This is a genomic window from Nitrospira sp. NS4 (genome assembly GCF_049546785.1).
Taxonomy (GTDB): Bacteria; Nitrospirota; Nitrospiria; order Nitrospirales; family Nitrospiraceae; genus Nitrospira_D.
In genome coordinates this window covers 279,413-304,879 of the sequence record NZ_JBMWAN010000001.1, presented here as the reverse complement: position 1 = coordinate 304,879, position 25,467 = coordinate 279,413, and the positions used below count along the sequence as shown (strand labels likewise).

General features: G+C 60.2%; 28 protein-coding genes. 15 read left to right on the top strand and 13 right to left on the bottom strand.

What is annotated here, in order from left to right; translation table 11 throughout:
- The first annotated feature begins 68 nt into the window (after positions 1–68).
- The 4 genes from ACO9S2_RS01425 to ACO9S2_RS01410 all read left to right on the top strand — a co-directional run bounded on the left by ACO9S2_RS01425 (position 69) and on the right by ACO9S2_RS01410 (position 1,983).
- Positions 69–722 (top strand): riboflavin synthase, encoded by a 654-nt coding sequence (locus tag ACO9S2_RS01425; protein ID WP_423719983.1) that lies wholly within the window; start codon positions 69–71, stop codon positions 720–722.
- A gap of 182 nt (positions 723–904) precedes the next feature.
- Complete coding sequence (locus tag ACO9S2_RS01420) at positions 905–1,183, top strand: type II toxin-antitoxin system RelE/ParE family toxin (protein ID WP_423719982.1); 279 nt, start codon at positions 905–907, stop codon at positions 1,181–1,183.
- An 8-nt stretch (positions 1,184–1,191) separates the two neighbouring features.
- Positions 1,192–1,494, top strand: coding sequence for a HigA family addiction module antitoxin (locus ACO9S2_RS01415; protein WP_423719981.1), 303 nt, complete (start codon positions 1,192–1,194; stop codon positions 1,492–1,494).
- A 105-nt stretch (positions 1,495–1,599) separates the two neighbouring features.
- Positions 1,600–1,983: a nuclear transport factor 2 family protein gene (locus ACO9S2_RS01410; RefSeq protein WP_423719980.1), complete on the top strand. Its 384-nt coding sequence runs from the start codon at positions 1,600–1,602 to the stop codon at positions 1,981–1,983.
- A 156-nt stretch (positions 1,984–2,139) separates the two neighbouring features.
- Here ACO9S2_RS01410 and ACO9S2_RS01405 read toward each other — a convergent pair whose 3' ends face one another.
- Positions 2,140–2,310, bottom strand: coding sequence for a hypothetical protein (locus ACO9S2_RS01405; protein ID WP_423719978.1), 171 nt, complete (start codon positions 2,308–2,310; stop codon positions 2,140–2,142).
- Positions 2,311–2,334: 24 nt separating this feature from the next.
- Between ACO9S2_RS01405 and ACO9S2_RS01400 the strand changes: the two genes are divergently transcribed.
- Positions 2,335–2,661: a GNAT family N-acetyltransferase gene (locus ACO9S2_RS01400; protein WP_423720691.1), complete on the top strand. Its 327-nt coding sequence runs from the start codon at positions 2,335–2,337 to the stop codon at positions 2,659–2,661.
- A gap of 93 nt (positions 2,662–2,754) precedes the next feature.
- Positions 2,755–3,030 carry a hypothetical protein gene (locus tag ACO9S2_RS01395; RefSeq protein ID WP_423719976.1) on the top strand — a complete coding sequence of 92 codons (276 nt, stop codon included), beginning with the start codon at positions 2,755–2,757 and terminating at the stop codon, positions 3,028–3,030.
- A 23-nt stretch (positions 3,031–3,053) separates the two neighbouring features.
- On the opposite strand, the gene ACO9S2_RS01390 is transcribed toward ACO9S2_RS01395, so the two are convergent.
- Together ACO9S2_RS01390 and acs are read right to left on the bottom strand one after the other, a co-directional pair.
- On the bottom strand, positions 3,054–4,001 hold the full coding sequence (locus tag ACO9S2_RS01390) for a tetratricopeptide repeat protein (protein WP_423719975.1): 948 nt from the start codon (positions 3,999–4,001) through the stop codon (positions 3,054–3,056).
- A gap of 157 nt (positions 4,002–4,158) precedes the next feature.
- Entirely contained in the window at positions 4,159–6,048 is a 1,890-nt protein-coding gene (gene acs, locus ACO9S2_RS01385) for an acetate--CoA ligase (RefSeq protein WP_423719974.1), read from the bottom strand.
- A gap of 193 nt (positions 6,049–6,241) precedes the next feature.
- Here acs and ACO9S2_RS01380 point away from each other — a divergent pair, with 193 nt between their 5' ends.
- Positions 6,242–7,636: a caspase family protein gene (locus ACO9S2_RS01380; protein WP_423719972.1), complete on the top strand. Its 1,395-nt coding sequence runs from the start codon at positions 6,242–6,244 to the stop codon at positions 7,634–7,636.
- Here ACO9S2_RS01380 and ACO9S2_RS01375 read toward each other — a convergent pair.
- The gene (locus tag ACO9S2_RS01375) at positions 7,633–7,803 is read right to left on the bottom strand and encodes a hypothetical protein (RefSeq protein ID WP_423719971.1); all 171 of its coding nucleotides are present in this window, start codon (positions 7,801–7,803) and stop codon (positions 7,633–7,635) included. The genes ACO9S2_RS01380 and ACO9S2_RS01375 overlap by 4 nt on opposite strands.
- A 199-nt stretch (positions 7,804–8,002) precedes the next feature.
- Here ACO9S2_RS01375 and ACO9S2_RS01370 point away from each other — a divergent pair, with 199 nt between their 5' ends.
- From ACO9S2_RS01370 to ACO9S2_RS01345, 6 genes are all read left to right on the top strand, one after another.
- Complete coding sequence (locus ACO9S2_RS01370; RefSeq protein ID WP_423719970.1) at positions 8,003–8,569, top strand: hypothetical protein; 567 nt, start codon at positions 8,003–8,005, stop codon at positions 8,567–8,569.
- A gap of 60 nt (positions 8,570–8,629) precedes the next feature.
- Complete coding sequence (locus ACO9S2_RS01365) at positions 8,630–9,238, top strand: penicillin-binding protein activator LpoB (RefSeq protein ID WP_423719969.1); 609 nt, start codon at positions 8,630–8,632, stop codon at positions 9,236–9,238.
- 258 nt (positions 9,239–9,496) lie between these two features.
- Positions 9,497–10,948 (top strand): COG3014 family protein, encoded by a 1,452-nt coding sequence (locus ACO9S2_RS01360; RefSeq protein WP_423719968.1) that lies wholly within the window; start codon positions 9,497–9,499, stop codon positions 10,946–10,948.
- Complete coding sequence (locus tag ACO9S2_RS01355) at positions 10,945–12,105, top strand: LPP20 family lipoprotein (protein WP_423719967.1); 1,161 nt, start codon at positions 10,945–10,947, stop codon at positions 12,103–12,105. The genes ACO9S2_RS01360 and ACO9S2_RS01355 overlap by 4 nt, the downstream gene beginning before the upstream one ends.
- Before the next feature lie 19 nt (positions 12,106–12,124).
- Positions 12,125–12,394 (top strand): hypothetical protein, encoded by a 270-nt coding sequence (locus ACO9S2_RS01350; RefSeq protein ID WP_423719965.1) that lies wholly within the window; start codon positions 12,125–12,127, stop codon positions 12,392–12,394.
- Positions 12,395–12,397: 3 nt separating this feature from the next.
- Positions 12,398–12,841, top strand: a complete 444-nt coding sequence (locus tag ACO9S2_RS01345; protein WP_423719964.1) for a type II toxin-antitoxin system VapC family toxin — start codon at positions 12,398–12,400, stop codon at positions 12,839–12,841.
- 23 nt (positions 12,842–12,864) lie between these two features.
- Here ACO9S2_RS01345 and ACO9S2_RS01340 read toward each other — a convergent pair whose 3' ends face one another.
- Positions 12,865–13,467: a hypothetical protein gene (locus tag ACO9S2_RS01340; protein WP_423719963.1), complete on the bottom strand. Its 603-nt coding sequence runs from the start codon at positions 13,465–13,467 to the stop codon at positions 12,865–12,867.
- A 106-nt stretch (positions 13,468–13,573) separates the two neighbouring features.
- On the opposite strand from ACO9S2_RS01340, the gene ACO9S2_RS01335 reads away from it, so the two are divergent.
- A complete protein-coding gene (locus ACO9S2_RS01335) occupies positions 13,574–13,768 on the top strand; it encodes a hypothetical protein (RefSeq protein WP_423719961.1) in 195 nt (64 codons plus the stop codon).
- Here the strand turns inward: ACO9S2_RS01335 and ACO9S2_RS01330 are convergent.
- The gene (locus tag ACO9S2_RS01330) at positions 13,748–14,623 is read right to left on the bottom strand and encodes an HAD-IIB family hydrolase (protein ID WP_423719960.1); all 876 of its coding nucleotides are present in this window, start codon (positions 14,621–14,623) and stop codon (positions 13,748–13,750) included. The two genes, ACO9S2_RS01335 and ACO9S2_RS01330, sit on opposite strands and share 21 nt — an antisense overlap.
- Before the next feature lie 280 nt (positions 14,624–14,903).
- Here ACO9S2_RS01330 and ACO9S2_RS01325 point away from each other — a divergent pair, with 280 nt between their 5' ends.
- The gene (locus ACO9S2_RS01325; RefSeq protein WP_423719959.1) at positions 14,904–15,248 is read left to right on the top strand and encodes a hypothetical protein; all 345 of its coding nucleotides are present in this window, start codon (positions 14,904–14,906) and stop codon (positions 15,246–15,248) included.
- Here the strand turns inward: ACO9S2_RS01325 and ACO9S2_RS01320 are convergent.
- The 7 genes from ACO9S2_RS01320 to ACO9S2_RS01290 all read right to left on the bottom strand — a co-directional run bounded on the left by ACO9S2_RS01320 (position 15,233) and on the right by ACO9S2_RS01290 (position 25,425).
- Positions 15,233–18,382, bottom strand: coding sequence for an efflux RND transporter permease subunit (locus ACO9S2_RS01320; protein WP_423719958.1), 3,150 nt, complete (start codon positions 18,380–18,382; stop codon positions 15,233–15,235). The genes ACO9S2_RS01325 and ACO9S2_RS01320 overlap by 16 nt on opposite strands.
- 213 nt (positions 18,383–18,595) lie before the next feature.
- On the bottom strand, positions 18,596–19,789 hold the full coding sequence (locus tag ACO9S2_RS01315; protein ID WP_423719956.1) for an efflux RND transporter periplasmic adaptor subunit: 1,194 nt from the start codon (positions 19,787–19,789) through the stop codon (positions 18,596–18,598).
- A 52-nt stretch (positions 19,790–19,841) separates the two neighbouring features.
- On the bottom strand, positions 19,842–21,128 hold the full coding sequence (locus ACO9S2_RS01310) for a TolC family protein (RefSeq protein WP_423719955.1): 1,287 nt from the start codon (positions 21,126–21,128) through the stop codon (positions 19,842–19,844).
- A gap of 781 nt (positions 21,129–21,909) precedes the next feature.
- Positions 21,910–22,416: a response regulator gene (locus ACO9S2_RS01305; RefSeq protein ID WP_423719954.1), complete on the bottom strand. Its 507-nt coding sequence runs from the start codon at positions 22,414–22,416 to the stop codon at positions 21,910–21,912.
- Between the two features lie 638 nt (positions 22,417–23,054).
- Complete coding sequence (locus ACO9S2_RS01300; protein WP_423719952.1) at positions 23,055–23,501, bottom strand: response regulator transcription factor; 447 nt, start codon at positions 23,499–23,501, stop codon at positions 23,055–23,057.
- Positions 23,502–23,671: 170 nt separating this feature from the next.
- Positions 23,672–24,313 carry a response regulator gene (locus ACO9S2_RS01295; protein ID WP_423719951.1) on the bottom strand — a complete coding sequence of 214 codons (642 nt, stop codon included), beginning with the start codon at positions 24,311–24,313 and terminating at the stop codon, positions 23,672–23,674.
- Complete coding sequence (locus ACO9S2_RS01290) at positions 24,310–25,425, bottom strand: ATP-binding protein (RefSeq protein ID WP_423719950.1); 1,116 nt, start codon at positions 25,423–25,425, stop codon at positions 24,310–24,312. The genes ACO9S2_RS01295 and ACO9S2_RS01290 overlap by 4 nt, the downstream gene beginning before the upstream one ends.
- Positions 25,426–25,467 lie beyond the last annotated feature (42 nt).

Below are 25,467 nucleotides of genomic sequence, written 5' to 3'. Positions count from 1 at the left end.
ATCGGTGCCGTGTTGTTGCTCGTAGCCGTTGTGTATGCCGCGAGGCGGATCATCAAGAGGGAAGACTGATGTTTACCGGAATTGTGGAGGAAATGGGCGCGGTCATGTCGTTGGACAAGACGCTGGCTGGGACGAGGATGACCATCCTGGCGTCACTGGTCATGGGCGATCTCAAGATCGGCGACAGCGTCAGCGTGAACGGGACCTGTCTCACCGTGGTCACCAACGACGAACGCAATTTCACCGTCGAAGTGTCGCCGGAAACGCTTTCGGTGACGACGCTCGGGCACCTCACCGCCGGGGCGCCGGTGAATCTCGAACGGGCGATGAAGCTGAACGAGCGGATCGGCGGCCATCTCGTCGCGGGGCATGTCGATGGAGTCGGCACGATTCGCAGCCGGCATCAGGAAGGGAACGCGATTTTCTTCACGATCGAAGCTCCACCGGAAACCCTGCGCTATTGTGTCGTGAAGGGCTCGATCACGGTCGATGGCATCAGCCTGACGATCAACGAAGTGAACGATAAGGGGTTTTCCGTCGCCATCATCCCGCACACCGCCAAAGTCACCACCCTTGGGCTCAAGCAGGTCAACGATCCCGTCAATCTCGAATCCGACCTCATCGGCAAATACGTCGAACGCCTCCTCCAGGAACGCAGCCAGCTTCCGAAAAGCACGCCCATCATCGACAAAGACTATCTGCAAAAACGCGGGCTGATTTGACGATCTCGTCTAGCATGCGGAATCTCTGCGCTCACGTTCTTCGGCGATCCTAGTAATACCCCGCGTCGTTTCCCCTCCTTCGTAAGGAGGGGCGAGGGGAGGTCGAGGTTTTGTTAGGCAAGTGGGAACAACGCGGGTGCGCTGCTTGACCTATGCCGCGTAGCGGAATAGACTGACGCCCGATGATACGGTCATTCCGATCAATGGCGACCGAGTCGTTGTTTGCCGATGAAGATGTACCGCGCTTTCGTGCGTTTGAGCGGATAGCCAGAAGGAAACTCTTAGTGTTGCATCGGGCGAAATCGCTCGATGATCTGCGTGTTCCGCCGGGGAATCGTTTGGAAGCGTTGAGAGGGAATCGAAAGGGGCAACACTGTATTCGAATCAATGACCAGTGGCGGATTTGTTTTGTGTGGGATCAGGGCGATGCCTGTGACGTTGAGATTGTGGATTATCATTGAGGTGTGGCATGGCGCGCAAACGGTTGCTTGAGCCGATTCATCCAGGAGAGATTTTGTTCGAGGATTTCATGGAGCCGATGGGGATCAGCATCAACCGGCTTGCCCGCGAGATCCACGTATCGCCGGGGCGGATCAGCGCGATCGTCAACGGAAAGCGTGCCATCACGGCCGATACGGCGCTTCGCTTGAGCCGGTATTTAGGAACGTCGTCGGATCTCTGGATGGGGCTCCAAAGTGAGTTCGATCTGCGTGTGGCGAAGCGGGCCGTCGGGGAGGAAATCGAGCGGCGTATTCAGCAGCACGTCGCATGATTGGCTCCCTGTGGGCCGACGTGAGATTCCACGGCGTCTTATACGGACAAAAATTGGCAGATGCGGGTCTTATGCGGATCGGCCTAAACATTGTTGGGCGGACCTATGGCGATGACGCGCGAGGACGTTGAGGCCTTCGTAGTTCGCTGGGCGCAGGCCTGGAATGACCGTTCCGTCGAGACCGTGCTCGACCATTTCCACGAGGACATCGTGTTCACGAGCCCCACAGCCCTCGCGGTAGTGGGCTCCGCCACGGTCCGTGGCAAGGCCGCGCTTCGGGCGTATTGGCTCGCGGCTCTGCGGCAGATCGGCTCACTTCGGTTCAGCGTTGATCACGTGCTGTGGGATCCCATACGTCGCGAGGTCGCCATCATCTACACGTTGAAAGTCGATGGACACACCAAGAGCGTCTCCGAGAACCTCAGGTTCAACGAGAGCGGTCAAGTAGTGGGCGCAGAGGTGTTTCACGGTGTTCTTCGTCAGGCTTAGCCGCTCAAGGCCGCCCAACACCCAGATGAAGCTGACTGCGCCTCGCGGCGCGGTCTCGCGTTTCACCGCCGCCGCAGCTTATCTGGGTGTTAGCTGGCGCTAAGAGTTCCTCTCAAGGCTCGCATGGACCCAATAGCCCTCGATAGCCAGACCCTCCTACGCCCACTCAATCCGGCTGACTCGCCCGTTGTCCATTCCCTCATTCTGAAGAACCGCGACCACCTTGATCGTTGGCTGCGCTGGTCGGCTCCCGTCCAGACCATCGGGGACGTGGACGCCCTCATCGCCCGCTTTCAGACCCAAGAGCAGGAGGGGAATGGATTTCATCTAGGGATCTGAACCCAAGGAGAGCTGGCCGGCGGCTGCGTTTGCTGGTACATCCATCGCCAGAATCGGAACGCGGAGATTGGCTATTGGCTGGGCACAGGATTTCTGGGCCGCGGCCTAGCCACACGGAGCGCCGGTGCCGTCCGCAACTACCTGTTCCACATCGAGCGTTTGCATTGGGTCGAAATGCAATGCGTCGTGGCTAACCAGGCCAGTCGGGTGATCCCTGAGCGGCTGGGCTTCCGCTTGGAAGGAATGCGCCGGGAGAGCCACTGGATCACCACCAGCTTCCTGGACCATGTGGTCTACGGGCAGTTGGAGAGCGAATGGCGCCAGCTAACCACTGCATGAAGCTGACGTCCTCGGCCGTCGGCTTGCGCCGACGCGCCTCGTCCGCAGCTTATGAGGGGTCGTTAGGGTGCGCAGGAGCCCGACGCTGTTGCCATGACCGACGCGGCGAGCGAGAAGTTCGACGATGTGATCCGTGAGTACATAGACTTCGTCCATGAACAGGTAGGCACTTACATGGACGCGTTAGCGGGGTTCGCAGGCCATGACACAAAGGTTGAGCGGCAAGTGCACTGTATGTCTCTTCCTGTCAGAAAAAGGACAGAGAACGGTCAGGCTATCATCGTTTATGCGAGTTACAAAGGCCCGAGCAAGCCCGACATCATTCATAACCGCATCGTGCGCGCCGCTACCTACCTGAATCCCAACTGAGCCTTTGATCGTCCTCTCCTACGCTATTTTTTCCCCTCAACCCCGAGCTCCTGCAGTTGCGCTTCAACGCGGGTTCGCATTTCCAATTGATCTCCGGTGTGCGGGAGAACCGCGAGGGCCTGCTGGTAGGCTTTGGCTGCTTCGGCCTTTTGGCCGGTGGATCGAAGTGTTTCGGCGTATTCGATATGGAGCGTGGGGTCGGTATTCTGGATCTTGAGGGCCTCACGATATTCGGCCAAGGCCTGTGGCAGATCGCCTTTCCGTTTCAGTGTCAGAGCGAGGTTGCGGCGGGCTCGCGGATGTCCCGGTTCGGCGGCCAGCGCGGCGCGATATTCCTCGATGGCCTGCGCGAGGTTCCCTTGCTCGTAATAGATGTTGCCCAGGGTGGTATGAGCGCCGGTATGGCCTGGGTCCTGCTTCAGGAGGACTTCGAAGTGGCGTTTGGCCCAGTCCTGATCGCCGGCTTTGCGGAAGGCCAGGCCGATATTGAACCGGGCGGCGACGTGCTCGGGGTTGAGGCGCAAGACGGCGCTGAAGGCTCGAATGGCGGCGCTGTGTTCTCCTCGTTGTTCGTAGAGGAGGCCGAGGCGAAAATGACTCTGGAGATGGTCCGGGGCCTGTATGACGATGGTCTCATATTCTTTGATTGCGCCATCTCGATCGTGGGCCTCTTCCAGCGCCGTTGCCAGGAGATAGCGAGCCTCTGTCTGATTCGGCTGGCGTTCAAGCACCTGTCGAGCCGTCTTAATGGCACCTTTCAGGTCCCCGTGGGCCTGCATCTCTTGCGCGTTGAGCAGCAACGCGGCGAGGCTGTCCTGCGACGCCGGCTGATTCGGCAGAGCCGATTCCTGGGCTGTGAGAGATTGTGCTGCCGGTGTTTCCGTGGCGGACCAGGTGCAGAGTCCGATCAGGAACAGAGAGGCGCCCAAGGCCGGCCGGTGGATAGCGGTGCGATGGTGTTGGTGTAGCATAAGGCCTGGTGTTGGAAATAATGATGTCGAGGGTCTGGTGTTCTTGCCTTCTTAAGCGAGTCTCCGCGGGGGCCGGCTGCGAGAGCCAGCCCCTGCGAATCCTGCCATGGTTATGGAGTGTGAGGCCATCGATGCCGGGTCGATGTTCACGATCCGGTTATTCCTCGATGGTGGAAATATCTCCAGGGTCCTGGCCCAGCTCTTTGGCCTTCAGCACGCGCCGCATGATCTTTCCGGAGCGGGTTTTGGGTAAGGATTGGACGATGTCGATTTCAGCCGGGACCCCGATCTTTCCAAGCTCGGCCTTGACCTGATCTTTGATCGACTGGATCAGTTCAGGGCTCTCTTTTTCTCCCTGCTTCAGGATGATGAAGGCCTTGATGGACTCGCCGACGGTCTTGTGCGGCTTGCCGATGACTGCTGCTTCGGCTACGGCAGGGTGGCTGACCAGGGCGCTTTCCACTTCGGCGGTGCCCAGCCGGTTCCCGGCGACTTTGATGACGTCATCGGCGCGGCCCATGAACCACATGTAGCCGTCGGCGTCCTTGTGGCAGACATCGCCGGCGGTATAGCAGTTGGGGATCGTGTTCCAGTAAACCTTGTACCGCTCCGGGTCTTTGTAGATCGTCCGCATCATGGATGGCCAGGGTTTCTTGATCACCGCGAAGCCGCCCGCGTTCGCCGGGAGGCTGTTGCCCTGGCGATCCACCACGTCGGCCTCGATGCCGAGGAACGGCCTGGTGGCAGAACCGGGTTTCAGCGGAACGGTCGGCAGGGGGGTGATGAGAATGGAGCCGGTCTCCGTTTGCCACCAGGTATCCATGATCGGCTTGTCGCCGCCGGTGACGCGATGGAACCACTCCCAGGCTTCCGGATTGATCGGCTCGCCGACGCTGCCGAGAATGCGCAACGTCGAGAGGTCGGATTTCTTCGGCCAGTCTTCCCCGTAGCGCATGAGCAGGCGAATGGCGGTCGGCGTGGTGTAGAAAATCGAGACGCCGTAGCGCTCGATCAAATCCCACCAGCGTCCGGGATTGGGATAGTCAGGCTTCCCTTCGGCGGTGAGGATCGTCGCGCCGTTCAAGAGCGGGCCATAGACGATGTAGCTGTGGCCGGTGACCCACCCGGGGTCGGCGACACAGAAATACACGTCGTCCTCCTTCAAGTCGAAGACATATTTCGAGGTGATATAGGTGCCAACCATGTAGCCGCCGTGGACATGGACGACGCCTTTCGGCTTGCCGGTGGTGCCGGAGGTATAGAGGATGTAGAGCGGATCTTCGGCGTCCAGACGTTCCGCTTCGCAGACGGGTTTCTCGCCCTTGAGCCAGTCCGCCCAATCGAGTTCTTTGGGTGACGAGAGAGGAATCGCCGGCGTCTGGCGGCGCACGACCACCACGCTTTCCACCGTGCCGCAATTGGCCAGGGCCTCATCGACGACGCTTTTCAGCTGAATGACCTTCCCGCGGTCATAGCCGACATCGGCGGTAATGACCGCCCGTGCTTCCGCATCCTGAATGCGGCTGGCGAGGGCCGGCGCGCTGAAGCCGGAATACACGACACTGTGGATCAGCCCGATGCGCGCGCAGGCGAGCATGGCGATGATCTGCTCCGGAATCTTGGGAAGATAGATCGTGACTCGGTCACCTTTCTTCAATCCCAGGGCCTTGAGCGCGTTGGCGCAGCGATTCACCTGGCGATACAACTCGCCATAGGTGAAGACCCGTTCTTGATCGTTCTCGCCGACCCAGATGACGGCCACTTTGTTTTTGCGGCCGCCTTGTACGTGGCGATCGAGGCAGTTGTAGGAAATATTGCAGGTGGCCCCCACAAACCATTTGGCCAGGGGGTAGTTCCATTCCAGGACTTTACTCCAGGGGGTGAACCAGTCTAATTCTTTGGCGACGCCGCTCCAGAAGGCCTCCGGATCAGCGATCGATTTCTTGTATTCGGCGTCATAATCCTGAATATAGGCGGCGGCTTTGGTCTTGTCGGTCGGGTGATAGGTTCGGCTTTCCTTCAAGAGGGTCTCGATTTGTTCACTCATGACGCACGTGCCTCCTCGGTCAATCACTGAACGATCGTTGCGCAATTATGGAGAAAGGTGGCCTTCCCTGCAACCCTGAAGCGAGCGGATCTTTGAGGCCATCGGTTCCGCCGGGAATGGGCGACGTTGAAGCCGGGGGCCTGATTTCTTGACAGCCGCAGCAGCGGAGGGGTAGTCTGACCCGGAGCCGGTCATGCCAATTTCTCTTCGACTCATCCCACGTCTGTTCCCGCGAATCCCGCGCGCCTTGAGCCTTTCCGTCGCTGGGGCTCTGGTGGCCGTGTGTGTGGGAATCCAACCGGCTCATGCCCAACTGGGAAAGCCGGAAGGACTCTATTATAAATCCTGGGCCGTCGTCATCGGCGTTGAAAACTATCTCCTGGCGCCGCCGATTCCCGGTGCGGTGAACGACGCCAAGACGGTGGCTCAGGCGTTTCGCCAAATGGGGTTCGATGAAGTCCTTGAGGTGTATGACAAGGACGCCAGTTTCCGGCACCTTCAGCAAGTGTTCACGAATTTCCTTCCCAGGAAGGTCGGTCGGATGGATCGGCTGGTCGTGTTTTATGCCGGTCATGCCGGGGTTACCCAGGACGCCGATGGGAAAGATCTCGGCTATCTCGTTCCGTGGGATGCGCAGGTGAACAATGTTGCGAAGTCGGTGACCTTCGAGCAGCTCAAGGAATTCACCCGCCGGTCTGCTTCAAAACATACCCTGCTGATCATTGACGCGGCGGTCAGAGGGTGGGAAACCACTGCGCCTCAACAACTTTCTCTGGAAGGTCGGGTATCGCCGGAAGAGGATACGGAGCGGCGGGCGGCACAGGTTATCACGGCGGGAGACAAAGGCGAAGTGTCGCTCCGTCCCGGAGGAAAGAGCCTCTTTGCGACGGCGCTGCTTACCGGATTGCAGGGTGCCGCCGACCTCAATAAGAACGGCTGGTTGATGGCGTCGGAACTTGGCGCCTACCTGGAGCAGGAAATTGCAGGCCTGTCGCAGGGCAAACAGCATCCGATCAGCGCCCGGCTTGATGGCGACGGGGATACGGTGTTGGTCGAAGGGCGAAAGAGCGCCTTTATCCTGGGCGCCGGCCCCCAGACACCGGCGGAACGGCAGCAGGCGGCCAAGGCGCAGTATGAGCAGGCGTTCGCGTTGCTTCAGGAGGGAAAGCGGGCTGATGAGGCGCTGGAGCGTTTGAATCGCGCGATTGAGTACAATCCGGCCTTCGGCGACGCCTATGTGCTCAAGAGCTATCTTCTCCTGGAGGTGCTTCCGAACCTCGATGAGGCGCTGGTAGCCGGGCAACTTGCCGTCCAGCACGCGCCGGATAATCCGGACTCTTCCTACACGCTCGGCTTGATCTATGAAAAACGGGGCAGCTTCGTGGAAGCGGAACAGGCTCTGTTGCAGGCGCTGAAGGTGAATCCCGGTTATCAGGACGTCTATTTCTCTCTCGGGACGCTCTATGCCGATCACCTCAATGATCAGCCGAAGTCAGTCGAGGCCTTTCGTCGCTATCTGGAATTGGGCGGGAGCCACTCCCGCGCGAAGGCGGTGGTGCGAGAAGCCGACGCCGCCACAAGGCGTTAATCCTTTCCTCCGCCCTTGAGATAGCCCAACCCGATTTTCAATGCACGCCGTGTGATTTCCGCCCAGCGGACTTGCGGGTATTCCGCAAGGACGGCAGCGGCCTTCGGGTCTTGAATGTCGAGATTGGCGATCTTGATGATACCGTCTTCTATCTGAACGTCGGCCACGGTGAGTTCCTCCCCCTGTGAGCGTTGCGTCGTTGCGGATGTCAGGCGCTACTGCGCGAGAAATTTCTTGTGTCCGCCAACCGGAAACCGGTCGTTTCGTTGACGCATCTGGACACGCATGTTAGCATGAATCCAGGTAAATTCTCGACTTGCTGACACGCGGATGATCACCCCCAATTTCGTGACGAAGGAGGATCAGATGGCTACAGCACAGGCATGTGTGAAGAGAGTGGCCGGCGGCGGGCTTGCCATGGCTCTCTTGATCGGGCTCGCTGCATGCGGTGGTCCGCCAAACTGGGTACAAAAAGGATCCGGAGCCTTCAATGAAAAGGACAACAAGGCGTTCTATGGGGTGGGCTCGGTGGTCGGGGTCCGGAATGAGCCGCTGGCCTGGGATACGGCGGAGAATCGGGGGCGGGCGGAGATTGCGAAGACCTTTGAAACATACACCGGCTATCTGATGCGGGATTATGCCGCTTCGACGACGGCGGGTGATTTCACACGCAACACGGAAGAGCAGAACGTCGAACGGGCCATCAAGACGATCACCACCGTGACGCTCAGCGGTGTGCGGCCGATCGATCGCTATAAGGATGAAAAGACGAATACCTACTATGTGCTGACCAAATTGAACTTAGAAGATATGAAGAACAATCTGGAGCAGGCCAAAGAACTCAACAAGGATGTCCGCGATTTCGTGAGGAAGAACGCCGACAAGATGTTTGATCGGCTCGAAAAAGAAGAAGACAAGCGGATGAACCGGTAAGGTTCTGCGTGAAGGCCGGATGAACGTGCGGGAACTGTTTCTCCTGGAGGGGCAGGCGTGATGGGATTGAAACACGGATGGCTGGGGGTGGTGGCGGCGGTGTGGCTCGCGGTGTCGGGGTGCGGGCACGAAACCACGATTACACGAGTCGATGCCGGGGTCGTGACCGACTTGAGCGGCCGATGGAACGATACGGATTCCCGCATGGTGGCGGAAACCATGGTCAAGGAAGCGCTCGCCTATCCCTGGCTGGGAAATTTTACGCAGGGTAAGCAACGCCAGCCCGTGGTGGTGGTCGGCACCATCCTGAACAGCAGTCACGAGCATATCAGCATCCAGACATTCGTGACGGATCTTGAACGTGAGTTGACCAATTCCCAGAAAGTGACCTTCGTGGCGGGAAAAGGGGAGCGGGAAGAGCTGCGCACGGAACGAAAAGAGCAGGCGATGTATGCGCGCGAGGATACGCAAAAATCCCCGGGAAAAGAGATCGGCGCCGATTACATGATGAAGGGGACGATCTCCACGATCCTCGACGAAGCCGACGGCACCAAGGCGGTCTTTTACCAGATCGATCTGCAGATGGTGGATCTGGAAAGCAATGCCAAGGTCTGGTACGGACAAAAGAAGATTAAGAAAGTCATTGAGAAGAAACGCACGATATTCTAACAGGCTGTTGATAAAGCCCGCCAGTGGCGTTCTCGCGGCGCTCAGAGGCTCAACGTACCAACCGCGTACGCCTCGCCTCTTCGCTGGTTGCGGCCTTGCTGGACGGCCTTTCTGAACAGCCTGTGAAGAGTCGTGAACGATTGTGTGAGTGCCTGGACCTCATGGTGTTGAAGCCCGTAAGTCGTTTGCCAACCACTTGCTAGGTATCAGCGGATTCCGTTGAGCTCTCTCCTCTCACGCTCTGCCCGGAACGGTCTTGTGCGGCGGAGCGCTGCCTCATCGCTCTCCTGTTTCAGCCTGCTGGCCGTCGCGCTGCTGCTGACGGCGTGCGGGCCCCCTCTCAACCGGTATGCGCTGATCGAGCAAAGTCTGTTAGCCGGCGACGCGAAACAGGCTGACGCCATCGTCCGGCAGGCCGAGGAGTCCTACGGGAGCAAGAGTCGGCTGCTCTACGGGATGGACCGGGGCATGATGCTGCAACTGGCGGGAGACTATCAGCAGAGCAATGCCGTGCTCGAACAGGCCGATGAAGAAATCGAGCGGCTCTATACCAGGTCGATCCGTTCGGAAACCGCCGCGTTTCTCACCAACGACAACACGCTTCCGTACGAAGGGGATGCCTACGAACATGTCATGATCAACGTCTTGAAGGCCTTGAACTACGCGGCCCAAGGACAGCTGGAGGAATCGCTGGTTGAAGCGCGGCGCATCGATCACCGGCTCAATGTGTTGTCGGATAAGGTCAATGATAAAGCTACGTACAGGGAGGATGGATTTGCACGGTACCTGACGGGCATCCTCTACGAGTCCGCGGGCGACATAAACAACGCGTTCATCGCCTACCGCAAGGCCTACGAGGCTTATGAGGCGATGAGCGGGTGGGCGCGCACCCCGGCGCCGGGTCAGTTGCGCGCCGATCTGTTGCGGACGTCCGAGGCGTTGCATCTCACCACGGAGTTCGAAGAGTACCGCCGGTTGTTTCCGGACACGACGTGGCGGTCTTATGAGGCGGTCCGGGATCTCGCTCAGGTCGTGCTGATCAGCTATAATGGCCGCGCCCCGCGCAAAGAGGACCGCTATCTTGACTTGCCGGTCAGTCTGAATGCGTTGCAGCTCGTGCTATTGAACCGCGGGTTTTCGCAAGGCGCGCGACAGCAGAATCGAGGGGTGGATAGCGTGCTGTACGGCCTCAGTGGACGCGTGGTACGCGTGGCCCTGCCGCAATTGATTTCCCACAAAACGCACGTGGCTGCGGAGCAGCTGATGCTGACGGATGATGCCGGCCGTCAGATGGCCGTCCGTTCGGAGCTGGGCCAGAACATCACCGCCCTGGCCGAGAAGAGTCTGGCGGACCGGCTGCCGGGAATTGCGATGAAGGCGGTGGCCCGTGCGGCGGGGAAGTTTGCCATGGCGGAGGGGGCGACGCGAGGGGCGCAGCAAGCGGCGGGCAAAGATGCGGGCCCCTGGGTGGGACTCATTGTCGGTGTGCTGACGAAAGGATGGGCTGTGGCCTCCGAAGAAGCGGACAAACGCAGTTGGCAGACTCTCCCGGATGAAATTCATATCACACGGGCCTGGGTTGCACCCGGGCGGTACCAGGCGTCGGTTCAGCTCGTCGGGCGTGGGGAGAGTAATACCAAAGACTCCGGACGCACACTCACGCTGGTCCCCGGACAAACCACCGTCCTGATTCAGCGGGTGATGCAATGACACGGATCGTTCCTGCTTCGCGGCGCGGCGCCCGCGTTCTCCTTCTCGGACTCCTCGGAGGGCTCGCGCTCACCGGCTGTTCCTGGTTCGGGGGAAAGGCCAAACCGGCATGGGTGGACGGCGGGAGTGCGGAGTTCTCGTCGTCTCAATACCTGCTTGGCGAAGGACAGTCGGCAAGCAAGAGTGCGGCCTCCGACCAGGCCTATGCGGCGGTCGCCAGAATTTTTAAGGCTGAGGTGGCGGCTCAAGCCAAGGATTGGGAGTCCTACCTGCTTGTCGAGACCCGGGGAGGGTCGAATGCCGAGCGACGATTGACGCTGGACACGATTACGAAGGTCTCCACCGATAAAGTGCTCGAGAATGTGACAGTGCTGGACGCCTGGTACGACGCGTCGAAAGGGTTGCATTACGTGCTGGCCGGGATGCACCGGGGGCAGGGGGAAACCGCGCTGCTGGAGAAGATGCGCGAACTCGATCGGGCGATTGAGTCCGATCTGACGGACGCCCGCCAGACGGCCGACAAGTTGACCAAGGTGCGCGATCTCCGTCGTGCCACAAGGACCCTGGTGATGCGGGAGGCGTATAACGCGGATCTGCGCGTCATCCGGCCATCCGGACAGGGAAGTCCGTCCGCTTACCATGTGAATGATCTGACCAACGAACTGGATCAGTTTCTTTCGGCCAATCTCCTGTTGGCCGTCGAAGTGGCCGGCGACCATGCGGAGCCCATTCAACGGTCGCTCACCGAGGGATTGATTCGGGAGGGCCTGCACGTGACGCATCGTGCGGTGAACGGGGACGGGGCGGCTCCGGAGTTGCTGGTCCGCGGGACCGTGCGGATTTGGCCCATCGAAGTGGGGGATCCGAAATTCAAGTACGTCCGGTGGTGCAGCGACTTTGAAGTGGTGGAGTCCGTTTCGCAACGTGTCCTCGGAGCCCTGTCGAGGGGAGGGAAGGAAGGCCACCTCTCCGATCGTGAGGCGACGGCGAAAGCCCTGCGGGTGATTCAACAGGAATTTTCCTCAGACCTTGCCAAAGCCATCGCTTCTCATGTATTTGGAGAGGCGCCGTTACCGGCTGCCGCTGCACCACCGGCCGGGTGTCCACGAGATCCGCTCCCGGTCACGCCGGGGCCAGCCACGCCACCTTCATTCTAACGAGGAGGGAATCAGCACTGTGACACAGCCTACAGAAAAATCGATGGGCCGCGCCCCACGGAGCCGCGGACGCGGGCTGACCAAGCCGGGCCGCAAGCTCTCCAGTCGTCTGGCCAAGCGGCGCCTGGGGGACCGGTTGAAGGAAGATACGGCGGCGTTCAATCAGGCCAACCTGGCCGAGACCTTGCGGAAACAGGGGTATGAGGAAGTGCCGCTTGATGAGCTACAAGACAGGCTCTCCAAGCTCCAGGGACCCTTGGCCGCGGTGATTTTGAAGGGGAGGGTCTAGCGAATGCCGTACTATTACTTCGACTCCTCGGCGCTCGTGAAGCGCTACAGCATGGAGCGTGGAACCCGTATCGTCAACAAGCTGATGGTCAAACGGGGAAAGGTGGCCATTCTTCCCACCTGGACCGTCACCGAGTTTTACACGACGCTGGCGAATCGGGCGCAACAGGGTGACATCACCCGCGATGACTGTTACTCGGTGATCCATAAGTTTGAGATTGAGTCAAAGGATGGCCTCTATCAGTTTATTGCGCCCACGATGGCCACCTACTTGGCCACCAAGGAATTGGCGTTGGAATATCCCTTTCTGCGAGCGGCGCAGGTGATGCACCTGGCACTGGCGTTGGAGCTGAAGCCCTTGCGACTGACCGTCGTGAGCGCCGATACGCAGTTGCTGGCGGCTTCCAAGACGGCCGGATTGCACATCATCAATCCAGAAGAAGACTGAGCGATCGAAGGGCGCAGGCAGCCTCACGGGCACTGGTACTCGGCAATCATGGATGCGACGACCGTCATCCACGTCTCGACGGTCTCAGTGAGCTGCGCCACGTCCTCGGGCAAGCGGGGAGTCGGGGGCGGCGAGGGGAGATCGCCAATCGGCTCTGCGGCCTGACGCAGGCTGGTGAGCGCCAGGCTGAGACTTCCGCAGACGCCGGATGAAGCCGGCAGCTGATTGCCGGCTCGCCGAAAGAGGCTCATCGCGCGATAGGTATGTTCCTGGGATCGAAAGAGCGATTCCATCCGCCTGGAGACCACCCCGGAAATGCCCTCCCGTTTCTTGGCCATTTGCGCTGAAAGCAGCGCGGCCCGCCCCATCATCATCGCGGCTCCGTCGGGATCGTCGGCGGCCATGGCATCTTCGGCTTTGTTGCGCAGGCGAGTCAGTTCCGCTTCATCGCCCATCACCTGGGCCGGGACGTTATCGAACAGAATCGCACAGGAAGCAGTGAGGCAGAGGCAGGCGAAGATCCAGCGGCCTGCCAGGCGTCGTTCGGACCGTGGACGGAGGGCTGGATGGCATTCGTGCATGAGGTCTTTTCCGCAAGAAGGATCTTCCGCGGATACTCTACTCAAGGCCTCGTCCTGCTGGCAAGTTGCCAGGGTGCAAAACGGATCAGTATAATCGCGCGGTCTTCAGTGCGGGTTGTGTTCAGTCGGTGTCTAGGGAAGGAGTGACACGGTGCAATACTGGGTGAAAGTGGTGTTTGTGGACAATCAAGAGTTGCTTATCAAGGATGCGGTCAGCCATCGGTTGTCCGAGGACCAGGAGTTTATTTACGTGGAGTCGCCGCGGGAAATGATCCTGGTTCCGATCAAGCAGATCAAGTACCTTTCCTGCGACGCCACGGTCTTTTCAGGCAGGAAATCGTCCTGATCCTGTCCGGGTGCCGGCCTCCTGACCCGTGTGCGCCAGGAGCTGGAGCACGGCGGCGTTCCATCCCACCGGTCCCACGCCCGGTGCCCGGATCAAGCGCGGAAGCGAGATGCCGGGATCATACGAGCCGTCCCCCTTCTGAACCAGCACGGGATGATCGACCGCGAGCAAGAGCGGAAGATCGTTCATGTTATCGCCGATGCCGATAGTCACGATGTGATCGAGCCTGTTTTCCCTGTGCCAGCGTTCTCGATAGCATTCGAGTAGGCGCAACACAGCCAGACCCTTGTCGTGAGATCCGGTGAGGTGGAAAAACCGCCCCCCCTTTGTCCAGCGCAATCCACGGAGCATGATTTGCCGGCCGACCTCTTCGGCAATGGACGGAGGTCCTGCCACCAGGTAGGGCTCGTCATACTCCCGCAGCTTCGCCCGTATCGCCGCCTCCCGGTTTAATCCCGTTGCACGCATGAGTTCGTCGATGGAAAGGTCGCCGAACCCTTTCAGCGGGGTGCAGACCGCCTCTTCGATTTGTTTGAGCACGTCCCGCAGCATGGCATAGGGAGTTCCAAATTCAATGATCTGGTAATCCTCCCGCCGTCGTGTCCGGTCGAGCGGAAAATCAAACGTGCCGAGTGGAACCACAATCGCCCCGCCGTTTTCGACGATGAACGGGTCGTGGTGATTGAGTTGTTCGCGCAAGGGCTCGATTTCAGCCCGTGTTTTGCTGGAAACCAGCACCACGGGAATATTGCGGGCCTGGATCTCCTCAAGCGCGGGACGCGCGGCGTCAAATGAATAGCTCTGGCTGTCCAGAAGGCAGCCGTCAAGGTCTGTAAAAATGAGGTACTGTGGCATGATGGAGCCTGAGTAATGACGGATATCGTTGGCGGCCCGTTCACTGGCGGAATCTCTCAGCTTGCGCGCAGAGAATGCGTTCGCAATGTGTTCCCTACGCCTGCGCGTATCTGACATATGCACAACCAGATAGAAGCAATGCCTGTACCCATCATTATCTCATGCGAATGAGAGGCTGCATAACGGACTCAGATCGATATTTCTCAACGATATCGCCGACTCGGCAGGGCGCGATCTTGGCGTGAACAAGTGCTGTGCCCGTCTCGACCGTAGGAGGGTGATGGTCAAACCCTTCACTGGCGACGATCACGGCCTGGATGGATTGCGTTTAGCTGTATTCAGGATTGTCTCCGCGTGCAAGGGGCTTGTTGTGCTGGGCGGTTCACGAGGTTTGGGTCGTGAAATGCCTAGCAGGATGCTGAAAACGTCCGCCAGCGGCGTTCTCGCGTCACTCAGAGACTCAACGTACCAGAGCGTACGCCTCGCCTCTTCGCTTGCTGCGGCCTTGCTGGACGGCCATTTTGAGCATCCTGTGAGCGATTTATATACGGTTGTCTATAGAAAGCGTTCGCTGTGCTTTGAAAGAGAATCGAGTGTGTCCGCAGCCTGCTATGTGTTTTCGTGAGGGTCAGCTGCGGGTTTAGATGGTTCGAGCTCCTGGCTGTAACGGGATTCCAGCCAGCGATACAAGACCGGCAGCACGATCAGCGTTAATGTGGTGGAACTCACCAGCCCTCCGATGACCACGATCGCCAGCGGGCGCTGAACCTCCGACCCGATGCCGTGCGCGAAGGCGAGGGGGACCAAGCCCAGCAACGCCACCAGGGCGGTCATGAGGACGGGTCTCAAGCGCAGCAACGCTCCGGACACCACGGCCTCGTCCAAGGCGGTGCCTTCTTCGCGGAGCGCATTCATGCAGGACACCAGCACGATGCCGTTCAGCACGGCAACTCCGAATAGGTTGATGAAGCCGACCGAGGCCGGCACGCTGAGATATTCGCCCGTCAGCCAGAGCGCCACCACCCCGCCGATCAGCGCGAAGGGAAGGTTCAGGATAATGAGGGCCGCCTGGCGCAGCGAGTCGAAGGTGGAGTACAGCAACAGGAAGATCAATCCGATGGTGATGGGGACGATGAGGCGGAGCTTGGACATTGCCCGCTCCATGTTCTCGAAGGAGCCTCCCCAGGCGACGGTGTATCCGGCAGGGAGCGGCACCTGGGTGGCGATCTTCTGTTGGGCTTCCGCCACCAAACTGCCGATGTCGCGTCCCAGCGTATTGAAGCCGATCGACACGTAGCGCTGGAGCCGTTCCCGGCTGATCCGGCCGGGTCCTTCCTCCAGCCGCACGGTTCCGAGGTCGGCCAGAGGAATGAGTGCGCCGTCTCCGCCGGTGACCAGAATGTTACTGATGGTCTCGACGCTGTCTCGGTGCTGTTCCGGAAAGCGCACAACCAGTTCGAACCGTTGCTGGCCTTCGTACACACGGGTTGCGGTTTCACCGCCGATCGCAGTGCCGATAATGTCCCGCACCTCGGAGACATTGATCCCGTGCCGGGCAATTTTGCTCCGGTCGATGTCGATCGTGAGATAGGGCTGCCCGAAGAGCTGTTCCACCTTGATGTCCCGCACCCCGCGCACGGTGCTGAGCTGCCCGGCGATCTCCTCGGCTTTGCTGCGCAAGACATCCAGATCGTCGCCGAACAGCTTGACGGTCGCTTCCGTCCGGACGCCGGAAATCAACTCATCGACCCGCTGCTGGATGGGCTGGCTGATCAGGAACGTGGCGCCGGGGATCCGTGCCAGCCGCTCGCGGAACTTTTGCATCAACTCGGGCATCGTGCGTGCGGTCGTCCACTCTTCCAGCGGGCGAAGGCGGACCACGGGGTCGCTCTCGTTCGGTTCCTGCGGGTCGTTTCCCAGCTCGGTGCGCCCGATCTTCGAGACCACCATCTCCACTTCAGGAAATTCCATCATGGCCTGCTGCATGCGCTTTTCGATCTCGATGGAGGCGGGCAGCGACACGCTCGGCAGCCGGATGGTCTGCGGGGCGACGGACCCTTCATTCAGGATCGGGATAAACTCGCTGCCGAGGAACGGAAACAGCGCCAGGCTGCCGAGCAGCGCACCACACGCTATCACCAGGACCACCGCGGTATGTCCCAAGGCCCACCGGAGCGACGGGGCATACAGGCGTTTGGCTATGCGGACGATCCAGGGATCTTCCTCGCTGCCGCGCTTCAACATGAGCGAGCAGAGGACCGGCGACAGGGTGAGCGACAACACAAGGGAAGTCAGCAGGGCGATCATGATGGTGTAGGCGAGCGGTTTGAACATCTTGCCCTCCATCCCGTGCAGCGAGAGGAGAGGCAAAAATACCAGGATGATGATCAGGATGCCGAACACGACCGGCTGTCCCACCTCCTTCACAGATCTGGTAATCAATTCGAGTCGCGGGACGGCGGCAGCCGAGTGTTCCGAGAGATGCCGATAGACGTTTTCGACCACGACGACGGACCCGTCCACGATCATGCCGATGGCGATGGCGAGCCCGCCCAGTGACATGAGATTGGCCGTGAGCCCGACCTGGCCCATGACGATGAAGGTGGCCAGCGGGGCCAGCACCAGGGTGGCGACCACGATCAGCGCGCTACGGATGTTGCCCAGGAAGAGGACGAGCACCACGATGACCAGCACGACCCCTTCGGCCAGCGATTTATACACGGTGTTCAAGGCGGCGGTGATCAATTCGATCCGGTCATAGAACGGCACGATGCGCAGTCCGTCCGGCAGCAGATGCAGGCGATGAATGTCCTCGATGCGCGCCTTGATGCCTTCGACCACGTCGCGCGCATTGCCGCCTCGCAGCATCAGCACGATGCCGCTGACCACCTCCCGGTCTCCGTTCAACACGGTCGCGCCGTGCCGGACCGCATGGTCGATCAGCACCTGCGCGACATCGCTGACAAAGACCGGCGTGCCGCCGGCTTCCTTGATGACGATGCGTTCGATGTCTTCGAGCGTCCGGATCAGGCCGACGCCCCGCACGATATATTTTTCGTCATGTTTTTCCAGGATGTTGCCGCCGGCATTGGCGTTGTTGCTGGCGACGGCGTTGAACACCTCGCGGAGAGTCAGATTGTATTTCCGCAACATGGCCGGCTCGACCAGCACTTGATACTGTTTGACGTAGCCGCCCATCGAATTCACGTCGATCACTTCCGGCGTGCTTTTCAGCAGCGGCCGGATGATCCAGTCCTGAATCGTGCGCTGATCGATCAGGCTCTGGTGCTGCACCGCCTCGTCCGTGACGGGGCCCGGGCGGGCTTCGAGGTAGTACTGATAGACTTCACCCAGCCCGGTGCTGTTCGGCACCAGCATCGGTTCCGCGCCGGGAGGCAGCAGCTCCTTCACCTCGATCAGACGTTCGAGCACGAGCTGGCGCGCAAGATTGATATCCATCGAGTCGTCGAACACGATGGTGACGAGCGAGAGGCCGACCTTGGTCAGCGAGCGCATTTCCGTCAGAGCGGGAACGCCGGTCAGCTGCAGTTCGATCGGATAGGTCACCAGCCGTTCGACTTCCGCGGGGGATAGGCCGGGTGCCTTCGTCACGACTTGCACCAGCACGCTGGTGACATCGGGAAAGGCATCGATGGGAATGGTCCTGAAGGCGTACAGGCCCCCGACTCCGATTATGATCGCGAAGAGCACGATGAGCATCCGCTGGCGGAGCGAGATATCAAGAAGCCGGGCGACCATCAGATCTGTTTCTCCAAGAGTTCGGATGTGAGAACGAATACGCGATGCGTCACGAGCGAGTGCCCTTTCCTGCCTGAGGAATATGGGTTGAAGGGACTGGCACCCATCAGATTTGCTTCTTCAAGAGTTCGGATGTGAGAGCGAACAGGCCGTGCGTCACGATCGAGTCACCCTTCATGCCTGAAAAATTTGTGTCGAGGAGACTGGCCGCCATTAGACTTGCTTCTTGAAGAGTTCGGATTTCAGGACGAAGGCGCCGTGCGTCACGACCTGATCGCCTTCGCTGAGGCCGCCGAGGATGGTGGTGATGGTGCCGTTGGATTCGCCCGTCTGAACATCGCGGACTTCATACTCGTTGGCGTTCCGTTGGACGAAGACGAAGGTTCGATCCTGGTCCCGTTGCAGCGCGGATTCCGGCACGGCCAACCGGTCCGGCTGCGATTCGGAGTAGAGGCGGATGGTGGCGAACATTTCCGGCTTCAATCGTCCCTCAGGATTGGGCAGCTCGAGCCGGAGCTGCATCGTGCGGGTGGCGGGGTCCAGCACATCGCCGACATAGGTGATCGTGCCCTTGAAGATCTCGCGCGGATAGGCATTGATACGCACCTCCGCTTGCGTGCCCCCGGACGCGTGGATGGAGTGGACGAACGGAATGTCCTTTTCCGGAATGTTGGCCCGCACCCAGACTTCAGACAGGTCCGCGACCACGAAGAGTTTCTCGGTGGTCTCGACGACCTCCCCCCTGGTCAGGTTGCGTCCGATGATGCGGCCGGCGAAGGGCGCCACGATCGGTACATGGGAGCGAATGTCCCGGCTCTTGTCGAGGCGGCGAAATTCATCGTCGCTCATGCCGAGGAGTTTCAGATGGTCGCGCGCCTCATGGGCTTCCGCCTGCATGCTGAGGAGTTCCGCGTGGCGGCGCTGGGCCTCCGCCTCGCCGATGACTTGCTCCTGCAGCAGAAACTTGGCCCGGGCATAGGCCTGCTCGGCGACATGGAGTTTGGCTCGCGACTTCAGATAGGCGGATTGCGCCAGGCCCAGTTCGCTGCTGTACAGGATGGCCAGGAGCGCGTTGGCTTCGACCTGTTGGCCCAGATCCGCGTAGACGTCCACCACCCGGCCGCGGACCAGGGTCGTGATGTCCGCCATGGCCCGCTCGTTCGGCTGCAGGATGGCGGGAAAGTCTCGGTAGGTGCGGAAGTCGCTACGCGTGACCGGCTGGACGACGAGTCCGACGCGCGAGGATTCCTCGGCCGGAAGGAGGACGACTCCGGGGGTAGCCTCGGCAGCCGGCGACTGGGCCACGACGGCATTGCCGGGGGCGCGGTCACACCCTGACACAGTCAGGAGCAAGCCGGGGAGCAGGCTTAGAACCAAAAGGGGATGGTTAGAAGATATTGCGTTCATGAGGGGGCTTTCTCCGTCTTGCTCCGTCGCGGGCGACAGACTCTCTGCGCCGTCATAGTGAGCCACCAACGGCGCGCTCGAGACGAGCCAGCGAGACTGATAATTCGTATCGTGCCTGGGCGTAGTCCATCTGAATCTGGCGCTGGACCCGCTGTGCGTCGAAGACGTCCAGGAGGCTCGACGCTCCCTGTTGGAAACTGAACTGGGCGAGCCGCAGAGCTTCCTGGGCTTGCTTCAAGAGGCCTTTGTCGAAGACCGCGATCAGGTCAGCCGTGGTCCTGGCATCTTGATAATGCTGATGGATGGCTCTGGCCAGCTCGTTGCGGGTGCGCAACAGTTCCGCCTCTTCGCGGCGTTTCTCGCCCAGCGATGCGGCGATCTCTCCCTGCTTCCGGTACCACAGCGGCAGGGGAACCGACAGGCCTCCTTGCACCGCTTCCCGTCCGATCTCCCGCCAATAGCTGCCGTTCACGGTCACGCTGGGAATCCGCGATTGCCGCTCGAATTCGACCTTCCAGTCCGACTGCTCCACCGATTTCAGGAGGCGTTGAATGGTCGGATGCTGGGTCGCCATGCGGGCCATCAATCCTTCGATCTGCAGGTCTGTCATATTGCCCGCGAATTCGCCCCGGACGAGGTAGGCGGATTCCAGCGCGCCGCCGGTCAGCGTATTGACCACGACACGATTCACGCGGACCGCGTTGTCCGCCCGCGAGAGTTGCTGCCTGGCCTTCAGGACTTCGACTTCGGCCTTGATCGATTCGAATTGAGGCCCCTCGCCGGACTTGACCCGGGCCTTGACGATCCGGGCCACGCTTTCGACGATCTCCAGATTCTGCCGGGCGAGGGCGGCGTCCTGCTGGGCCAGGAGCAGGTCATAAAACGCCACTTTGACCTGTGTCGTCAGATTCAGTCGGGTCTCCGACATACCGGCGTTGGCCGTTGCCAGTCCCGCGTCCGCTACTTGCTGACGGGCGGCCCGCATCGCCGGCCATTCCAGCGGCTGTCCGAGGGTCACGTTGTATTCTGTGATGCTCTGCCGTTCGATCGTATCTGCGACATGGGCTCGACCGGCGTCCCGGATCTCACCATAGCCCAGGTAACCGGTGACGCTGGGGTTGGGATAGGCGCCGGCGGCGGTCTGCTGGCCGCGCTGCCGGTCAATGAGCCCTTCTGCGGACGACACCGCCGGATTCCTCGCCAACGCCAGGTCAAGAATCGAGTCGAGCGTATAGATGTTCGGGGGCGGTTCCTGCGCCAGGCCGGGCGACGAGAGGAAGGCTGCCCCCCACAGTGCGGCGCTGAGGCAGACGAGAGAAAGAGAGACACGAGTACGCATATACATCACTCCGATGACAGACCATCCCGCTGCGATGACCGTCTCTGTTGGTTGGTATGTTCTATACTAGTACGTTGGCCGGCTCCTGCGCCACCTTTCAATGGGCCGTTATCGGCTGGAATGCCGCCTCACTATAAATGGGTGGAACAGGTCGTTATCATTCGTTGGGTGTGGCTCATGGGGCGCCACGAGCGGCTGCGTATGTTGTCAGCCTCTGTGCGGTGCCGTTTGGCGCGAACCTGCAACGCGCCGGCTTCATGATGGTGCGATGCGGCGGCGGTCATCAGCGCTCGATGCCGGTCTGCACCGTTCAAGAGGAGACGTGTGGACACATCGGGCCGGTTTTCACGTTGTGTGAGGCAGCGCACATGGAATGGCATGGTGTGAGTGACTTGAGTAGGGAAAACCTTATTGAGTGAGCCGGATGAGTTTGGCCGAAACCGTGCCCCTTGCTCCGCGCATCCCTTTCGCGTTCATTGACATCGGGCCCCTATCTGAATCGCATTCCCGATTGTTCAGAATCACCGGATCGATCACGTCCCCGCAGTTGAGACAGAGCCAACCGTCAAAAGCCCACCATTGGTCGTCCCCAAACCGTGTCGCCACGCTCAGCCCGTGACATCGACGGCATTTCACGCTGCGGCATCCCTTCCTTATCAGGCAATGGATTACGAGGCTCCTGGCGTGCTCTCCCCAGGGTCAGATCAACCAGTGAACCGGGCATTCCGGCAGATCCCGCACACGGGGGTATCATGCAACGGGAGGTGCCGTCGGTTCCCGTTCACTGATCGATCTGACCGCGCTGGATACACACAATAGTCCGCCTCAGGTCCTCTGACGCAGAGTCGGCGAACACATAGTCGCATTTCATCTTCAATAATTCCGTATTGAACGGTTTGACGATATACTCCCGCGCCCACATTATGACCGCGCCGCGGAGCTTCTCGATATGGCGCGCTTCCGCCATGACAAGGACCGGAACGACGGGGTGACGGTCTTTCATTTCCTGGAGCACCGCCATCCCGCCAAGCACGGGCATGTCCAGCTCCAGCAGCATGCCGGCGAAGGGGCGGTCGGGTGTGGCTTGGGCGAGAAGCGCCAAACCTGACAGGGCGTTGGTTTCGCCGACCGCATCGAATCCCCACTGAGTCAGTCGATGGCAGGCCTCCAGTCTTGTCTGATCATCGTGATCGATGACCAGAATGCGGCGGGGCTTGGCCGTCGGCTCCACCGTTTCGGGGTTCTCTTGTGCGTGCGTGGTCTTTCGATCGAATGTTCCCCGTGTCATGGTGTGACTCGATGTCCTCCCTGGCAGTTGGTCCAATTTCAACGGTGGTCCCGGTGCATGACCGGTCCGGTGCCGTGCCGCGTGTGACGGGAAAGCGGCTGAGGCCTGGCCGCACGGTGAGACAGGATGACCGAGTCGCTGATATCTCCGCACATGAGACACCGCCATCCGGGGAAGGACAGATGGCCCCCGCCGGATCCCCAGTCGACAAACACTTCGGACACAGTCGGTCCCTGACAGCGCGCGCATCTCATCTGACCACCCTCACTGACGGCGGACGTCTGTACCTGCATCCTCACGCTCCCGTGGATGGTGTCCCTGCTTGCGGCGGGGGAGGCTCATTGAAACCCCGATCGGAGTGGATCCGTTCTCCGCGCCCGTAAGTGACCAGCTGCCGGTAAAACGTGTCGCATTCACTGCAATAGGTCTCTCTCAGCAAGACATCAGCAAGCGGCGGCGGCAGGGGCTGGTCCCGGGAAATGCCTGGCGCATCCTGCCCTACGGCTTCTGAGCCGCTTCCGCTGCATGGGGCGGTGATGCGCCGGCAGAACCCACAGTGTGTGACGATGGAGGCCATCGTTTCTTTCTCTCTCGCGCTGTCTTGCGGATGCCTGAACGGGACGAGCATTCCCCAATCGTTAACGGCCAAATTGTCCTCCTGCCGACGGAGGCCTGTGCTGTGACCGCAGCGAGGTGAGGCCCGGTCTCGCCAGAGGATTCTGAATGTTCTGGATCGTCGTTCTCAGAGAGCCTTGCAGATCGTTCGTTGTGCCTTTGACGAGGTAGCCTGCGGCGCCTGCCGCAAATGCCGCTTCAAGATAGGTGTGTTCGTCGTGGCCTGTCAGGAAAATGACGTGCGTGTCAGGTGCCACATGTTTCAAGAGTGGGAGCGCTTCCAGGCCGGTGACCTTGGGCATGTCGATGTCGGAAATAATCACGTCGGGTTGCAGCGAATGAGCCACTTTCAGTAATGCTTCCCCGTCGGCGACGGAGCCGACGACCTGAAATTCAGGCTCCAGGAGGATGCGGAGGAGTTCGCAGATCTGGGGGTGATCATCGGCCAACAAGATACGTGTCCGTGGCATGGTGAGCCTCCGTCCCGTGAATGTGCGCGATGGTCCTGAATCGATCCCCTGCATCACGCCCGCACTGTACAAGCCGGTGGACCGGGGAGGTACTAGGCATTTCCCTGGGTCGGGCGGGAGAAAACCCCGGTTCATTCGGAGGAAAGACCCGGAGACCGGTGAGGGACGTGCTACGAGGAGATCAATCCGTGCGTCAGCGCGTATCGGGTGAGTTCGGCTGTGGTATGAAGATCGAGTTGCTCCATGAGCTGGGTCTTGTGGAACTCGACGGTCTTCGGTGAAATGTCCAGTGCTGTGGCAATTTCTTTCACGGTGTTGCCCTCTGCCACGAGTTGCAGGACTTCGCGTTGGCGGGGCGTTAACGGTTGTCCGGTTGTGAGGGACGGTTTGCGCCCGGTCACCATGGACTGTACCAGGCTTTTGGCAATAAGCGGGGTGACGTAATTATGCCCGTTCATGACCGATTGAATGGCCTGAAGTAGTTCCGATCCCGCGGATCGTTTGAGCAGGTACCCGGTGGCTCCCGCTTTGAAGGCTTCGGTGAGGTACGCCTGGTCCGCATGCATGGTGACGAAAATAATCTTGGTCTCCGGGAGTTCCCTGTGCAGCTTGCGGGCCGCATCGATGCCGTTCAGCTGGGGCATGGAAATGTCGAGCGTCACAATGTCCGGCAGAAGCTGGTGTGCCATCTTCAGGAGGGTGCGGCCGTCCTCGGCGGTGCCGACGATGTCGCAGCAACCCTCCAGGATTTTCCGGTAGCCGTCTAAGACCAGCGTATGATCGTCGGCAAGGAGCACCCGCGGTTTCATCATATGTTCGTCTCCGCAAGGGGGATCATGGCCTGCACCCGCGTTCCCGTTCCGATGGCTGACTCGATCCTCAAGATCCCCCCGACCAGGCTCACGCGCTCTTTCATGCTCAAGAACCCCAGCCCTCCCGTGTCGCTGTGCGGAGGGTCGGCGTGAAACCCGACCCCGTTATCGGCGATGGATAAGGTGAGGCCCCTGCTCGAACGCCCCAGCTCCACCTCGACGCGCGAGGCCTTTGCATGCCGAATGATATTGACCAGACTTTCCTGTGCGACCCGATAGATGCAGGTCGCCACGTCTAGAGATAGCCTCTCCGGCAGCTGGTCGCAGTCGATGTGCGCTTCAATCTGGCTGCGGGCGGCGACATCTTCTACCAGCCGTTGCATTGCGATGGAGAGGCCGAGATCGTCCAGGATCGACGGGTGGTATTGATAGGCCAAATGGCGGACATCCTCGGAGAGTTCCCCCACGCGGTTCGACAGGGATCTGACGGCCTCTGTGTGGAGTGCGGGCAGGTGTTGCTCCAACCGCTCCAGTTCAATGGCGACCAGAGCCAGCCGCTGATTGATGTCATCGTGCAGGTCGCGTGAAATACGGCGGCGCTCCTCTTCCTGGATGCGAATGAGTTGTGAGGCCAGCCGCTTCAATTCCTGACGGCTGGATTCGAGCGACCGTTCGGTCTGCATGCGCTCCGTCACCTCGGTGACCAGCGCGTCGTTCACGTCGGCCAACTGCTGCGTGCGCTCCTTCACGCGTTGTTCGAGTTCGTCGTTCAGCCGCTGGAGGAGCCGCTCATGGTTGCGGCGCTGGGTGAAATACCAGACGGGCACCCACATGGCCCAGATGCTGAATGCGCGATTGGAAATAGGCACCCAGAGCGGCACATTATGCGGATTCTCGCTCAGAAGTCCTGCCACGACGATCAAGACTGTGACGGTCCCGGACACGATGAAGGGAAACCATTGCTGTGGCGACAGGAGCGACAGCAGGACAGGGGCGAGGTAGAGAATGTGGTTCGCCACTCCCAACGGGGTATGGAGATCGACCACAAGGAGGCCGGCCGTCAGCGCGGCGACACCGGATGAAACCGCCCATTGTTTCACTTGTGCATTCATAACAGGATGTGACGTGAATTATCCTCTCCACGCGCCGACCGT

Coding starts and splice junctions, on each gene's coding strand:
- ACO9S2_RS01315 (WP_423719956.1), bottom strand. CDS start 19,789: ATGAACGCAATATCTTCTAACCATCCCCTTTTGGTTCTAAGCCTGCTC.
- ACO9S2_RS01310 (WP_423719955.1), bottom strand. CDS start 21,128: ATGCGTACTCGTGTCTCTCTTTCTCTCGTCTGCCTCAGCGCCGCACTG.
- ACO9S2_RS01290 (WP_423719950.1), bottom strand. CDS start 25,425: ATGAATGCACAAGTGAAACAATGGGCGGTTTCATCCGGTGTCGCCGCG.
- ACO9S2_RS01420 (WP_423719982.1), top strand. CDS start 905: ATGATACGGTCATTCCGATCAATGGCGACCGAGTCGTTGTTTGCCGAT.
- acs (WP_423719974.1), bottom strand. CDS start 6,048: ATGAGTGAACAAATCGAGACCCTCTTGAAGGAAAGCCGAACCTATCAC.
- ACO9S2_RS01390 (WP_423719975.1), bottom strand. CDS start 4,001: ATGCTACACCAACACCATCGCACCGCTATCCACCGGCCGGCCTTGGGC.
- ACO9S2_RS01415 (WP_423719981.1), top strand. CDS start 1,192: ATGGCGCGCAAACGGTTGCTTGAGCCGATTCATCCAGGAGAGATTTTG.
- ACO9S2_RS01355 (WP_423719967.1), top strand. CDS start 10,945: ATGACACGGATCGTTCCTGCTTCGCGGCGCGGCGCCCGCGTTCTCCTT.
- ACO9S2_RS01405 (WP_423719978.1), bottom strand. CDS start 2,310: ATGAAATCCATTCCCCTCCTGCTCTTGGGTCTGAAAGCGGGCGATGAG.
- ACO9S2_RS01395 (WP_423719976.1), top strand. CDS start 2,755: ATGACCGACGCGGCGAGCGAGAAGTTCGACGATGTGATCCGTGAGTAC.
- ACO9S2_RS01365 (WP_423719969.1), top strand. CDS start 8,630: ATGGGATTGAAACACGGATGGCTGGGGGTGGTGGCGGCGGTGTGGCTC.
- ACO9S2_RS01300 (WP_423719952.1), bottom strand. CDS start 23,501: ATGCCACGGACACGTATCTTGTTGGCCGATGATCACCCCCAGATCTGC.
- ACO9S2_RS01320 (WP_423719958.1), bottom strand. CDS start 18,382: ATGGTCGCCCGGCTTCTTGATATCTCGCTCCGCCAGCGGATGCTCATC.
- ACO9S2_RS01410 (WP_423719980.1), top strand. CDS start 1,600: ATGGCGATGACGCGCGAGGACGTTGAGGCCTTCGTAGTTCGCTGGGCG.
- ACO9S2_RS01330 (WP_423719960.1), bottom strand. CDS start 14,623: ATGCCACAGTACCTCATTTTTACAGACCTTGACGGCTGCCTTCTGGAC.
- ACO9S2_RS01370 (WP_423719970.1), top strand. CDS start 8,003: ATGGCTACAGCACAGGCATGTGTGAAGAGAGTGGCCGGCGGCGGGCTT.
- ACO9S2_RS01305 (WP_423719954.1), bottom strand. CDS start 22,416: ATGACACGGGGAACATTCGATCGAAAGACCACGCACGCACAAGAGAAC.
- ACO9S2_RS01345 (WP_423719964.1), top strand. CDS start 12,398: ATGCCGTACTATTACTTCGACTCCTCGGCGCTCGTGAAGCGCTACAGC.
- ACO9S2_RS01425 (WP_423719983.1), top strand. CDS start 69: ATGTTTACCGGAATTGTGGAGGAAATGGGCGCGGTCATGTCGTTGGAC.
- ACO9S2_RS01295 (WP_423719951.1), bottom strand. CDS start 24,313: ATGATGAAACCGCGGGTGCTCCTTGCCGACGATCATACGCTGGTCTTA.
- ACO9S2_RS01380 (WP_423719972.1), top strand. CDS start 6,242: ATGCCAATTTCTCTTCGACTCATCCCACGTCTGTTCCCGCGAATCCCG.
- ACO9S2_RS01325 (WP_423719959.1), top strand. CDS start 14,904: ATGGTCAAACCCTTCACTGGCGACGATCACGGCCTGGATGGATTGCGT.